Below are 12501 nucleotides of genomic sequence, written 5' to 3' on the forward strand. Positions count from 1 at the left end.
CCATCAATCAGGGGGTCGGCTGGTCCAGATCGAAGGCTTTGTGCAGTGCGCGCACTGCCAATTCCATGTATTTTTCGTCGATCACGACCGAGGTCTTGATTTCGCTGGTGGAGATCATCTGGATGTTGATGCCCTCCTCGCTGAGCACGCGGAACATCTTGCTGGCGACGCCGACGTGGCTGCGCATGCCGATGCCCACGATGCTGACCTTGCAGATCTTCGTGTCGCCCACGATCTCGGCAGCACCGAGCGTCGGCATCACCTTGGACTTGAGCAGGTCCATCGCCTTGGCAAACTCGTTGCGATTGACGGTGAAGCTGAAGTCGGTCTTGCCGTCCTTGCTCAGGTTCTGGATGATCACGTCGACCTCGATGTTCGCATCAGCGACGGCACCGAGGATGTGATAGGCGATGCCCGGGGTGTCGGGCACGCCGAGCACCGAGATCTTGGCCTCGTCGCGGTTGAACGCAATGCCCGATACGACGGCTTGTTCCATGTTTTCGTCTTCCTCGAAAGTGATCAGCGTGCCGGACTTGGCTTCTTCATTGATGTCGATGTCCCACGGCGTGAAGCTCGAAAGCACACGCAGCGGCACCTTGTACTTGCCGGCGAATTCCACCGAGCGGATCTGCAGCACCTTGGAGCCGAGGCTGGCCATTTCCAGCATTTCCTCGAAGCTCACGGTGGCCAGGCGGCGTGCGTCGGGCTCGACGCGCGGGTCGGTCGTGTAGACGCCGTCGACGTCGGTGTAGATGAGGCATTCGGCTGCCTTCATCGCCGCAGCGATGGCCACGGCCGAGGTGTCGCTGCCGCCGCGGCCGAGCGTCGTGATGTTGCCGTTGTCGTCCACGCCCTGGAAGCCGGTGATGACCACGACCTTGCCGGCAGCGAGGTCGGCGCGCACGCGGGCGTCGTCGATGCTTTCGATGCGGGCCTTGGTGAAGGCGCTGTCGGTGCGCACCGAAACCTGCCAGCCGGCGTAGCTCACCGAAGGCACGCCTTCGGCCTGCAGCGCGATGGCCAGCAGCGCCGACGACGCCTGCTCGCCCGTCGAGGCGAGCATGTCCAGCTCGCGATCGTGCGTGCTGCCCAGCGAACCGGATGCCAGCTCCTTGGCCAGGCCGAGCAGGCGATTGGTCTCGCCGCTCATGGCACTGGGAACCACCACCATCTGGTGGCCCGCGCGCGCCCACTTGGCGACGCGCTTGGCGACATTCTTGATGCGCTCGGTCGAGCCCATCGACGTGCCGCCGTATTTATGAACGATCAATGCCATGGGTGAAGTCAAAGAGAAAGGATTCGGACACTGCGACTGCAGCATCCGCGGCCTGTGTCAGCGACCGTTCAGCGCAAGGCTCACGGTGACGACGACGGCGCAGCATTGTACCAACGCAACACCGGCCCTTCCCGCAGCACATGCCCGTCGGCCACCTTCAGGTGAATCCGATGGCCGCGCGTACGACAGGCGTCGATCTGGTCGAGCAACTGCGCCAGCTGCGCCTCGCTCGGTACTGCCGCGTGTGCCGTGCGCAGCCAGTGCCGCAGCAGGTTGGCCTGGCGCTCGCGCGGCAGGTCACGCAAGGCGGTCAGGGCCGGTGGCGCGCCGGTCGTCGTCAGATCCGCCGCGGCCAGCTCGGTGAGCAGCCCCGAGGCGCGGGCGGCATTGCGGGCAGAGCGCGCAAAGGTCTCTCGAAACTGCGGCAGCGCCGCCGCCAGTGCGGGCAACACCTGGTGCCGGATGCGGTTGCGGGTGTAGCGCAGGTCGCTGTTGCTCGGGTCCTCGATGCATGGTGTGCCACTGGCCGCGATCCAGGCGCGCAAGGCGTGCGCATGCAGGTCAAGCAAGGGACGATGAAATCGCACGCCATGGCGTGTCATCTCGCGCGGCATGCCCGCCAGTCCGTCGAGCCCGGCACCCCGACTGAGCGCAATCAGCAAGGTCTCGACTTGGTCGTCGGCATGCTGCGCGAGCGCGATGTCCCCGATGCCTTGATCCGTCGCCAGCCGGGCCAGCGTGCGATAGCGCGCACGCCGGGCCGCGTCTTCAGGGCTTTCCCCCACGGCGTGGCGCGCGTCGATGCGTCCGACATGCAGCGGCACGCCCAAACGCTCGCAGACGCCCATGCAATGCGCCTCGAAGCCATCGGCGGCCTCCTGCAGGCCGTGATGCACATGCAGGGCATGCACCCTCCCCGGCCACTGTCGGGCGGCGGCATGCAGCAGCACGGTGGAGTCGGCGCCGCCGCTGAAGGCAACACCCAGAAGTGAAGGCGCCGCCCAAGCAGCAAGCACCGGGGCGGCGGGATTCTCCATCGATGGCAAGGGCGGCTCCACCGGCTGCTCGCAGCCGGCGCAAGCCACGCCTCTATTTGCTCAGGTCGGCCTTGGTGTCCGAGAACCGGCCGTAGCTCTGCAGGCGCTCGTAACGGCGTTCCAGCAGTTCCTTGACCTTCAGGTCGCTGACCTGGCGGTAGGCATCTGCCAGGGCGCGCTTGAGGAACGCGGCCATCTGCTTGTGGTCGCGATGGGCGCCGCCGACCGGCTCGTTGACGATCTTGTCGACCAGGCCCAGCGCCTTGAGCCGGTGCGCGGTGATGCCAAGCGCGTCGGCTGCGTCCTGCGCCTTCTCGCTGGTCTTCCACAGGATCGACGCACAGCCCTCGGGGCTGATCACCGAATAGATCGAATATTGCAGCATCACCAGCTGGTCGCCCACCGAGATCGCCAGCGCACCGCCAGAGCCACCTTCACCGATGATGGTCACGATGATCGGTACTTCCAGCTGCGCCATCTCGAAGATGTTGCGCCCGATCGCCTCGGACTGGCCACGCTCCTCGGCATCGATGCCCGGATACGCACCGGGCGTGTCGACGAAGGTGAACACCGGGAGCTTGAACTTCTCGGCCGTCTTCATCAGGCGCAGCGCCTTGCGATAGCCCTCGGGCTTGCTCATGCCGAAATTGCGCGCCGTGCGCTCTTTCGTGTCACGGCCCTTCTGATGGCCGATGACCATGCAGGGCACGCCGTTGAAGCGCGCCAGTCCGCCGACGATCGACAGGTCGTCGGAGAAATGGCGGTCGCCGTGCAGCTCGACGAAGTCGGTGAAGATTTCCCTCACGTAGTCGAGCGTGTAAGGGCGCTCCGGATGCCGGGCGATCTTGGTGATCTTCCAGGGCGTCAGGTCGCTGTAGATGTCCTTGGTGAGCTGCTGGCTCTTCTTGCTGAGCTGGTCGATCTCTTCAGAGATGTCGACCGCCGACTCAGTCTGCACATAGCGCAGTTCTTCAATCTTGCCTTCGAGCTCCGAAATCGGCTGCTCGAAATCGAGGAAGGTTCGTTTTGCCAACGTCTTCTCCAGTTTTATTTCTCAAATGCTCGACGTGCAACAGGTGCGCACGCCACTCAATACGCCACAGGCACCGGGTCGAGCGAACGCCAAATATACCAAGTCGCCACGCTGCAGTACGGAGCCCAGCCCACGCCGACCTCGCGCAGGTCGCTGCGGCTCACCGGTTCGCCCGAAAAATAGTTCAGGCTCACGCCGCTGATGAGGCCGGCGTCGTCCAGTGGCAGCACGTTCGGGCGCATCAGGTGGAAGATCAGGAACATCTCGGCCGTCCAGCGGCCGATGCCGCGGATCGCCACCAGCTCGGTGATGATCATCTCGTCGGTCATGTCCTTCCACGCATCGATGTGCACCGCACCCGAATCGAAGTGGATGGCCAGATCGACCAGGTACTCCACCTTGCGCGCCGACAGGCCGGCCGCACGCATGTCGTCGACCTTGAGCTTGAGCACGTTGGCCGGCGTCATCTTGCGCGGAAGCAGTGCGAAGCGGTCCCAGACCGACTGCGCGGCCTTCACCGATATCTGCTGGCCGACGATGCTGCGTGCCAGCGTCGTGAAGGCGTCACCGCGCGATTCGAGGCTCGCATCACCGAACTGCGGAATGAGCCGCTTCATCACGCGGTCTTTTTTGGCCAGGTGGCGGCAGGCCTCATCCCAGTAATCAGGCGTGATGATTTTCACCGTCGTCTTGGCGACCGGGCTGGGGGCCGTCTTGGCGGCCGATTTCACGAGTGGCTTGGCCGGGGCGGCCTCGATGCCGGGAAGCAGGGAACTGGTTGTCATCAAATGTGTGGTCTCGAACCTCATTGGGCAGCCGCCCAGGTCGTGCCTGTAGGGGAATCCTTCAGGACAATGCCTTGGGCGAGCAGCGTGTTGCGGATGCGGTCGGCTTCAGCAAAGTCCTTGGCTGCCTTGGCCGCCGCGCGCTGGGCGATCAGGCCCTGGATGGTCGGCTCGTCGAGCGTGGTGCCGGCCTGGAGAAAGGATTGCGGATCGCCCTGCAGGATGCCCAGGCAGCCCCCCAGGGCGCGCAACAGTCCGGCCAGCGAAGCAGACCGGGTGCGGTTGATCTCGCCGGCCAGGTCGAACAGCACGGCCACCGCCTCGGGCGTGCTGAAGTCTTCGTCCATCGCCGCCTTGAAGCGCGCCGCGTAAGCGTTGCTCCAGTCGATGTCCACCTGCTCTGGCGCGACCAGGTGCAGCGCGGTGTACAGGCGTTTGAGCGAGGCACGCGCATCGCTCAAATGCGCATCGCTGTAATTCAGCGGACTGCGGTAGTGCGCGCGAACCACGAAGAACCGGAGGGTCTGGGCGTCGAACGCTTGCAGCACGTCGCGGATAAGGAAGAAATTGCCCAGGCTCTTGGACATCTTCTCGTCGTCGATGTTGACGAAGCCGTTGTGCATCCAGTAACGCGCAAGCGGCTTGCCGCTGGCGCCTTCGCTCTGGGCAATTTCGTTCTCGTGGTGCGGAAATGGAAGGTCGGCGCCGCCGCCGTGGATGTCGATGGTCTCGCCGAGCATCTCGCAGGCCATGGCCGAGCATTCGATGTGCCAGCCAGGGCGGCCCGCGCCGAACGCGCTGGCCCACTTCACCTCATCGGGCTCGGTCGGCTTGGCGCTCTTCCAGAGCACGAAATCCAGCGGATCGTCCTTGCCGTCGAGCACGGCCACGCGCTCGCCCGCATGCAGCTCGTCGAGCGACTTGCCGCTCAACTTGCCGTAGCCGGGGAACTTGCGCACTGCGTAGTTCACATCCCCATTGGAAGCGCGGTATGCCAGGCCCTTGCGCTCGAGGGTTTCGATCATCGACAACATCTGCGCAACGTAGTCCGTGGCGCGCGGCTCGTGCGTCGGCCGTTCGATACCCAGCGCGTCAGCGTCTTCGTGCAGCGCGTCGATCATGCGGTTGGTCAGCGAGCGGACGGTTTCGCCGTTCTCCACCGCGCGGCGGATGATCTTGTCGTCGATGTCCGTGACGTTGCGCACATAGGTGACCTGCAGGCCGCCCTGGCGCAGCCAGCGCTGCACCACGTCGAACGCAATCAGCGAACGGGCGTGGCCGATGTGGCAGAAGTCGTAGACCGTCATGCCACACACGTACATGCGCACATGGCCGGGTTTCAACGGGGAAAAGTTCTCCAGTTCACGCGACAGCGTGTTGTAGATGCGCAGACTCATGAGCTTAGGGAAGCGTTGTTCGCGCTCGCCGGAAGGCGGCGAACAACGGGGTTTTCAGGGGGACAGGGGGTGTGGCACGGGAGGTTGGGCGCGGCCCCTCGGCTACAATGACAGCAGTATAAACGGCCCTCGCCGGCAATTTTCCGAGTCGGCGAAGAAGCTTCCCTCAACTTGGTCGGCTCGGTTCACCTGCCATTACCCAAGGCTTCATGAACGCCGCCTCCCCCGCCGTCTTCTCCATGCGTTTTCCATTTCGTTTCCTTCGCGCCCTTGCCGGCGGCGCCTGCATGGCACTGGCCATCGGTATAGCACACGCGGACGACTATGCCGACGTGAACCAGTTGCTGCGCAGCGGCAAGGCCGACCAGGCGCTCGCCAAGGCCGACACCTACATTGCAGGCAAGCCGCGCGATCCGCAGATGCGATTCCTGCGCGGCGTGATCCTGACCGAGCAGGGCAAGCGCGCCGATGCGGTCACTGCCTTCACCTCGCTCACCCAGGACTTCCCTGAATTGCCCGAGCCCTACAACAACCTGGCCGCGCTGTACGCGCAGCAAAGCGAGTTCGACAAGGCGCGTGCCGCCCTTGAAACCGCGCTCAAGCTCAATCCGCGCTACACCACGGCCCAGGAAAACCTTGGCGACATCTACGCCCGCCTGGCGGCGCAGGCCTATGCGCGCACGGAACAGCTCGAGCCCGGACGCGCGACCGTGCCACCCAAGCTCGCACTGATCCGCCAGATCTTCGCCACACCGGCTTCCGGGGCCCTGCCGGCCGCGCCGGTCGACAACCGCAAGCCGGTTCGCCAGTAAGCCCGCCTCAGCAAACCCGCTTTCCTGGAGCGCCGCGCCCGGCGTGGTCACGTGCTCCAGAGTCCCGCCCCCCATCCAGAAGGAGCCTTCCTTTGAACATCCGTTTCATCTCGCGTCGCATGGCACTCGTGCTGGCCGCCGCCCTGACCCTGTCGGCCCCCAGCTGGGCGCAGGACGCGCCGCGCGTCAAGCTCAGCACCTCGGCGGGCGACATCGTGGTCGAGCTTGCGCCAGCCAAGGCGCCCAAGACGGTTGCCAACTTCCTGCAGTACGTCAAGGACAAGCACTACGACGGCACGGTGTTCCACCGCGTCATCGACGGCTTCATGATCCAGGGCGGCGGCTATTCGGCCACGCTCAAGGAAAAGCCGACGCGCGCGCCGGTCGTCCTCGAAGCCGACAACGGCCTGAAGAACGACAAGTACACCATCGCCATGGCGCGCACCAGCAACCCGAACTCGGCCACCTCGCAGTTCTTCATCAATGTGAAGGACAACACGATGCTGAATGCACCCAATCCGGACGGCTACGGCTACACCGTGTTCGGCAAGGTGGTCGCTGGCACCGACGTGGTCGACAAAATCCGCAGTGTCCCGACGGGCAACCAGGGCGGCATGCAGAACGTGCCGAGCCAACCCGTCACCATCGAGTCCGCCACCCTCGTGGCGAAGTAACCAAGGAGCATATTCATGAGCAACCCCCAAGTCGAACTCACCATCCAGGGCCAGGGCACCATCACCCTCGAACTCGATCGCGAAAAGGCACCCAAGTCGGTCGAGAACTTCATCTCGTACGTGAAGAACGGCCACTATGACAACACCGTGTTCCATCGCGTGATCCCGGGCTTCATGGTTCAGGGCGGCGGTTTCGAACCCGGCATGAAGCAAAAGCCGACGGCCGCCGAAATCGAGAACGAAGCCAACAACGGCCTGAAGAACGACAAGTACACCGTCGCCATGGCGCGCACCAGCGCACCGCACTCGGCCACCGCGCAGTTCTTCATCAACATCGCTGACAACGCATTCCTCAACCACACCGCACCCTCGGCCCAGGGCTGGGGCTATGCCGTGTTCGGCAAGGTGATCGCCGGCACCGACGTGGTCGACAAGATCAAGGCCGTCAAGACGGGCCGCAAGGGCTTCCATGACGACGTGCCCGTCGAAGACGTGATCATCGAAAAGGCCGTCGTCACCGTCGAGTGACCGACGCCGGGCCGCGCCACATGACCCACCCGGCCTTTGCCGAACTCGTGGCACCGGCCGCGTGGCGCACCGTCGACCTGCTCTCCGACCTGCACCTGCAGGTCAGCGAGCCGGCCACCTTCGAGGCATGGCGAGGCTATCTCGACACCACGCCGGCCGATGCCATCTTCCTGCTCGGCGACCTGTTCGAGGTCTGGATCGGCGACGACGCGGCCACCCTGCCCGGCTTCGAGGCGCAATGCGCCGCATTGCTGCGTCAGGCGGCCGAACGCAGGCCGGTGTTCGTCATGCACGGCAACCGCGACTTCCTGATCGGCGCAGAGGCCGCAAGGCAATGCGGCTTCACGCTGCTCGACGACCCGACCGTGCTCGTGATGCACGGCAAGCGCTGGTTGCTCAGCCACGGCGATGCGCTGTGCATCGACGATACCGACTACCTCGCCTTCCGCACGCTGGTTCGCGCTCCTGACTGGCAACAGGCCTTTCTCGCGCGCCCGCTCGAAGAACGCCGCTCGTTGGCACGTGGCATGCGCGCGCAGAGCGAAGACCGAAAGCGCAATCCCGACACGGTGTGGGCCGACGTCGACGCCGATGCCGCACGAGCCTGGCTTCGGCAAGCCCAGGCTCCCACGCTGATCCATGGCCACACCCATCGCCCGGCCGACCACGACCTGGGCGACGGGCTGCAACGTGTCGTGCTCAGTGATTGGGACGCGGCTGCGCATCCGCCACGCGCCCAGGTCCTGTGCCTGACGCCGGCGGGCCTGCAACGCGTGGACATCCGCTGATGCTCATCAAATGGCTGCGGGGCCTGCGGGCTGCCCCCTCCATTCCCGACGCTGCCTGGCAGGCCACGCTGGCGCGATATCCCTTTCTGGCCGATCGTCCGGCCGAAGACGTGCTGCGCCTGCGTTCGCTGGCTGCCGAATTCCTGCGCGACAAGGAATTCCATGGCGCGCACGGCTTCACCATCACCGACGAAGTGGCGCTGGCAGTCGCGGCCCAGGCCGTGCTGCCGGTGCTGCATTTGCGGGGCGGACTCGACTGGTACGACGATTTCGTCGGCATCGTCATGCATTCGTCCGAGGTCGTGGCCCGGCGCACGGCCGTCGACGACAGCGGCGTGGTCCATGAATATGAAGAGATCGTCGCTGGCGAGGCCATGGACCGCGGCCCGGTCATGCTGAGCTGGCAGGACGTGCTGGCCAGCAGCATCACCAGCGGCGATGGCTACAACGTCGTGATCCACGAATTCGCCCACAAGATCGACATGCGCAGCGGCGTACCGGACGGCTGCCCCGCCCTGCCGCCTGGGTTTGCAGGCCGCACCACCGCGCGTGAATCCCGCGCCGCCTGGCTCGACGTGCTCCAACCGGCGTTTGAGAATTTCCGCGAGCAGACCATCGTGGCCGAGCGTTTTGGCGGCGAGCCGCCCTGGCTCGACCCCTACGGCACCGAATCGCTCAGCGAATTCTTTGCCGTGGCATGCGAAGCCTATTTCGTGAATCGCGCGAATTTCGAACGCGACTTTCCGCAGTTGCTGAGGATGTTCGACGCCTTCTTCCGGCCCACGCCGGCCTGAGTCAGCGCCGACCTGGCGTCAAAGGTCCGAGATCAGCCGCTTGCCGAGTAGCACCGTATCGTCCTGGGCAAAGCCCAGTTCGCGGTAGAAATCGAGCACCGCCGTGTTCTCGCGGCGCACCATCAGACAGAATTTCGGGCAACCGCGCGCGATGAGCAACTGCTCTGCCCGCTCGACCAACGCCTGCCCGAAATGGCGGCGCCGCATGTCGGGCGCCACCGCCAGGTAATAGACCCACCCCCGGTGGCCGTCGTAGCCCACCATCGCGGAACCGACGATGCGTTCGTCGACGCACGCGACCAGGAACAACTCAGGCTGCTCGCCCCGCTTGCGCGCGATGTCCTTGTGCGGATCGTTCCAGGGCCGCACCAGCCCGCAGGTGCGCCACAGCGCGATGACCGCCTCGGTGTCCGCGGCATCGAAGCTGCGGACGACCAAGGCGCCCCGCATCGTCATTTGCGCAGCAGCGCCTTCAGGGCATTCTGCAGGCGACGCGCCGTAGCGGCATCGTGCGCCGCAGCCAGCACCTTGCCGGCATCCTGGCCCCAGGTCTGCGCGGGCGTCGGATCGTTGCGCTTGGTCAGCAGCTTGAGCTGCATGGCGCGGCGCGCATCGATCTGGTCGGCCGGCGTTGGCACCTCGGCCGCGATCTCGAGGCGCAGCAACGCTTCGCCCGCATCGCCGGAAGGCGGTGCCGAGACGGCTTGGGACCAGGTGGTGCGCACCGCGGGCGAGACCACGCGGCCGAGCTCCTGCACGCTCGGCAGTTGCGCTGCATCGCGCTTCTCCCAGGCACCGAGCAATTGGGTCAGTGCTTCGCCATGGGCCTGTGCTGCGAGCTTGCGCAGCGACAGGTCGGCGCGCTCGAGCGCTTCGCGCTGGGCACGGAAGGCGGCGTCGCCCAGACGCGGACCGCGGTCTTCGAAGCGCGGTGCGCGGTCGCCGAAGCGGCCGGCACCGGGGCCGCCGGCAGCACCGCGGTCGTTCGGACGTCCGCCTGGACCGCCGCGGCTGTCGCGCCGGTCGCCGAACTTGGCATCGCGGCCCATGGGAGCCGGTTCGCCCTTGCGGCTGCCGGGACGGTCGTCGCCACGGCGCGCAGCCACCACCGGCTTGGGCGGTGCCTTGGGCGCCTCCGCGGGCACGGCGGCGGCTGCGTTGTCGCCTTCGTCGGCGCGTGCGGCCATGTCGGCGCTGCCTTCGGGTGCAATCAGGTCGCCGGCAGGTGCGGGCGCCTTGGCGTTCGTTTCTTCCTCCAGCTCGGCCACCGGCGCATCCGGTGCGGGTGCGTCGGTCTCGCCGGGCGCAGGCGCGATCTGGGCACCTTCACCGAATTCGGCTGCCGCCTGGCCAGGCGCCACGACGTCGGTCGCACCGACATCCGGACCATCGCCGCTCGGGCTCGCCGTGCGTGCCGCGGCGGCAGGCGATGCGACCGGTGCGGGCGGTGGCGCCTCACCGCGAATCGCGGCTTCGAGTTGCGCCATGGCTGCACGGATTTTCTGCACGTCGCCTGTGGCGCTGGCGGCTTCGAGTGCCTTGGACGCGTTCAGCACGTGGCGGTCGTGGTCGCTCATCTGCGACGACACCTTCTCACGCTCTGCCGTCTTGCGGTTGAACGCCTCATCGATGGGCGCACGGAATGCGTCCCACATCTTTTGTTCCTGGCGACGGTCGAGCGGGACGCCCTGTGCTTCGGCCTGCCAGCGTTGCTGCAGTGCCTTGACGGCATCGATGCGCAGCACAGGTGCAGCGCCCAGCTCAGCGGCCTCGGCAATCATGGCCTGGCGACGCTCGACGCTGGCTTTTTGCGCCGTCTCGAAAGGCGCGCGTGCGGCACCGAAGGCTTCGTTCCACTGCGGCTGCAGTTCGGCGAAGACTTTTTCGCCCACATGGCCGGCGTCACGCCAGCGGTCGGCAAATTGATGCAGCGCGCGGTTGTGCGCCTTCAGGTCCGACGCATCGGCATGCGCTGCAGCCCAGGCCTTGACTTCCTCGATGAGCGCCACGCGGTGCGCGCGATGCTCGGCGGCGTCGGCACGCACCTTTTCCAGCCAGGCCTCGACCACCTTGTGGGCTTCGTTGCAGGCTTCGTCGAAACGTTTCCACAGCGCATGGTTGGGCACGCCACCCTGGTCGGCCTGCTTCCACTGATCGCGCAGCGAACGCAGCGTTTCCTGCATCTTGCGGCCACCCAGCGCCTGCCCTTCGGGGCGCTTGAGCAGGGATTCGGCCTTGGCCACCAGGTCTTCACGCACCTTGTCGGCACTCCAGCGCTGCCAGCCTTCGAGTTCACCGGCCGCCACGAGCGCGGCATGCACCTGAGCTTCCAGCGGGGCTTCGACCAGCTTGCCATGCTCCTTGAGCACGGCCCGCAGGGCGGCAGCTGCGCCGGCGCTTGCCTTGCCATGACCCTCGGCGGTTTCCTGCTCCAGCTTGGTCAGGGCCTCCTGCACGGCAGCCTGGGCTGCGGCACGCTTTTCGGGGTCGACCTTCGAACCGCCAGCCTGGCGCGCGGGCTTGGCGCCGCCAGGGGCCGCCGCCGCGTGGGCGGCAGCCGATTCGAGCGGCAGGCCGCGCGCGCCGCGCAGTTCATCGGCCCAGACCGGAACGGGCGGTAGCGGGGCCGAGGCATCGGCCACGGCTGCCAGCGTTTGCGCGAGTGCGGCGTGGAACGCGTCGGACACCACGATCAACTGGGCACGGGACGCATCGAGCTGCGGCGCGAATTTGGCGTCGAGGCTGGTCCAGTTGGCATCGGCGGCGATGTCGGCGGCCTGCTGCTGCCAGTGCGCGACGTCGGCACGCAGCGCCTCTTCAGCGGCCTGCGCGTCGCGCCAGCCCTTGGTTGACAGCACTTCGAAGCGCTGGGCGAGCAGCACGGCAGCTTCGCGCTGCACCTGCGCGCGGTGCTGCAGGTCTTCGATCCCCTTCACCCGCTCGGCCAGCTTGACCTTCAGCCCCGCGAGGGGTTCGCGCGACAGCGGCGCTCCTGCCTTGGCGGCGTCGCGCTGCCACGCCAGGGCGTCTGCAATGTTGAGCTTGGGCTGGGCAATCAGCACTTCAGCCTTCTGCGCCCATTCGGCAGCAATGGCTTCCTGGCCCTTGGCGCGCTTGATTTCATCGAGCTTTTCGCGCAGCACGCGTGCGGCTCCCTTGTCGCGGCCGCTCAGTTCCTTGAACACCTCCTGCATTTGCTCGACGGCAGGGTTGCTCGCCAACCAGTCGCGAATGCGCTGTGCACGCTCGCCGGAAGTGGGGGCCGTGAAGGCGCCGCCGGTGAGCGTATCGAGGGACTGGAGGTCGTGAGGCTTGGAAGATGTAGAGGTCACTGCGCGCAAATCGTTGTCTGAAGGTGGAAAGCAAGGCGCCGGCAT

The 12501-nt window shown here is 66.1% G+C and carries 12 protein-coding genes; 5 read left to right on the top strand and 7 right to left on the bottom strand.

Annotated features, from left to right (window positions below; translation table 11 throughout):
- Positions 1–7 precede the first annotated feature (7 nt).
- The 5 genes from J2W36_RS24420 to cysS form a co-directional block, all read right to left on the bottom strand.
- Entirely contained in the window at positions 8–1276 is a 1269-nt protein-coding gene (locus tag J2W36_RS24420; RefSeq protein WP_307692382.1) for an aspartate kinase, read from the bottom strand.
- Positions 1277–1356: 80 nt separating this feature from the next.
- Positions 1357–2313, bottom strand: coding sequence for a tRNA lysidine(34) synthetase TilS (gene tilS / locus J2W36_RS24425; protein ID WP_307692383.1), 957 nt, complete (start codon positions 2311–2313; stop codon positions 1357–1359).
- A 52-nt stretch (positions 2314–2365) separates the two neighbouring features.
- On the bottom strand, positions 2366–3346 hold the full coding sequence (locus tag J2W36_RS24430; RefSeq protein WP_307692384.1) for an acetyl-CoA carboxylase carboxyltransferase subunit alpha: 981 nt from the start codon (positions 3344–3346) through the stop codon (positions 2366–2368).
- Between the two features lie 56 nt (positions 3347–3402).
- On the bottom strand, positions 3403–4131 hold the full coding sequence (locus J2W36_RS24435) for a DNA-3-methyladenine glycosylase family protein (protein WP_307692385.1): 729 nt from the start codon (positions 4129–4131) through the stop codon (positions 3403–3405).
- 20 nt (positions 4132–4151) lie between these two features.
- Positions 4152–5528 (bottom strand): cysteine--tRNA ligase, encoded by a 1377-nt coding sequence (gene cysS, locus J2W36_RS24440; protein ID WP_307692386.1) that lies wholly within the window; start codon positions 5526–5528, stop codon positions 4152–4154.
- 209 nt (positions 5529–5737) lie between these two features.
- Here cysS and J2W36_RS24445 point away from each other — a divergent pair, with 209 nt between their 5' ends.
- From J2W36_RS24445 to J2W36_RS24465, 5 genes are all read left to right on the top strand, one after another.
- Positions 5738–6340, top strand: coding sequence for a tetratricopeptide repeat protein (locus J2W36_RS24445; protein ID WP_370869380.1), 603 nt, complete (start codon positions 5738–5740; stop codon positions 6338–6340).
- A gap of 119 nt (positions 6341–6459) precedes the next feature.
- Positions 6460–7014, top strand: coding sequence for a peptidylprolyl isomerase (locus tag J2W36_RS24450; RefSeq protein WP_307692439.1), 555 nt, complete (start codon positions 6460–6462; stop codon positions 7012–7014).
- 15 nt (positions 7015–7029) lie between these two features.
- On the top strand, positions 7030–7542 hold the full coding sequence (locus J2W36_RS24455; RefSeq protein ID WP_307692387.1) for a peptidylprolyl isomerase: 513 nt from the start codon (positions 7030–7032) through the stop codon (positions 7540–7542).
- A 20-nt stretch (positions 7543–7562) separates the two neighbouring features.
- Entirely contained in the window at positions 7563–8330 is a 768-nt protein-coding gene (locus tag J2W36_RS24460; protein ID WP_307692388.1) for a UDP-2,3-diacylglucosamine diphosphatase, read from the top strand.
- Positions 8330–9124 carry a M90 family metallopeptidase gene (locus J2W36_RS24465; RefSeq protein ID WP_307692389.1) on the top strand — a complete coding sequence of 265 codons (795 nt, stop codon included), beginning with the start codon at positions 8330–8332 and terminating at the stop codon, positions 9122–9124. Before J2W36_RS24460 ends, J2W36_RS24465 begins: the two co-directional genes overlap by 1 nt.
- Before the next feature lie 18 nt (positions 9125–9142).
- Here the strand turns inward: J2W36_RS24465 and J2W36_RS24470 are convergent, their stop codons facing one another.
- A complete protein-coding gene (locus J2W36_RS24470) occupies positions 9143–9580 on the bottom strand; it encodes a GNAT family acetyltransferase (protein WP_307692390.1) in 438 nt (145 codons plus the stop codon).
- Entirely contained in the window at positions 9577–12456 is a 2880-nt protein-coding gene (locus tag J2W36_RS24475) for a DUF349 domain-containing protein (RefSeq protein ID WP_307692391.1), read from the bottom strand. The genes J2W36_RS24470 and J2W36_RS24475 overlap by 4 nt, the downstream gene beginning before the upstream one ends.
- Positions 12457–12501: the final 45 nt, after the last annotated feature.

The sequence above is a fragment of the Variovorax ginsengisoli genome, assembly GCF_030811835.1.
Classification (GTDB): domain Bacteria; phylum Pseudomonadota; class Gammaproteobacteria; order Burkholderiales; family Burkholderiaceae_C; genus Variovorax; species Variovorax ginsengisoli_C.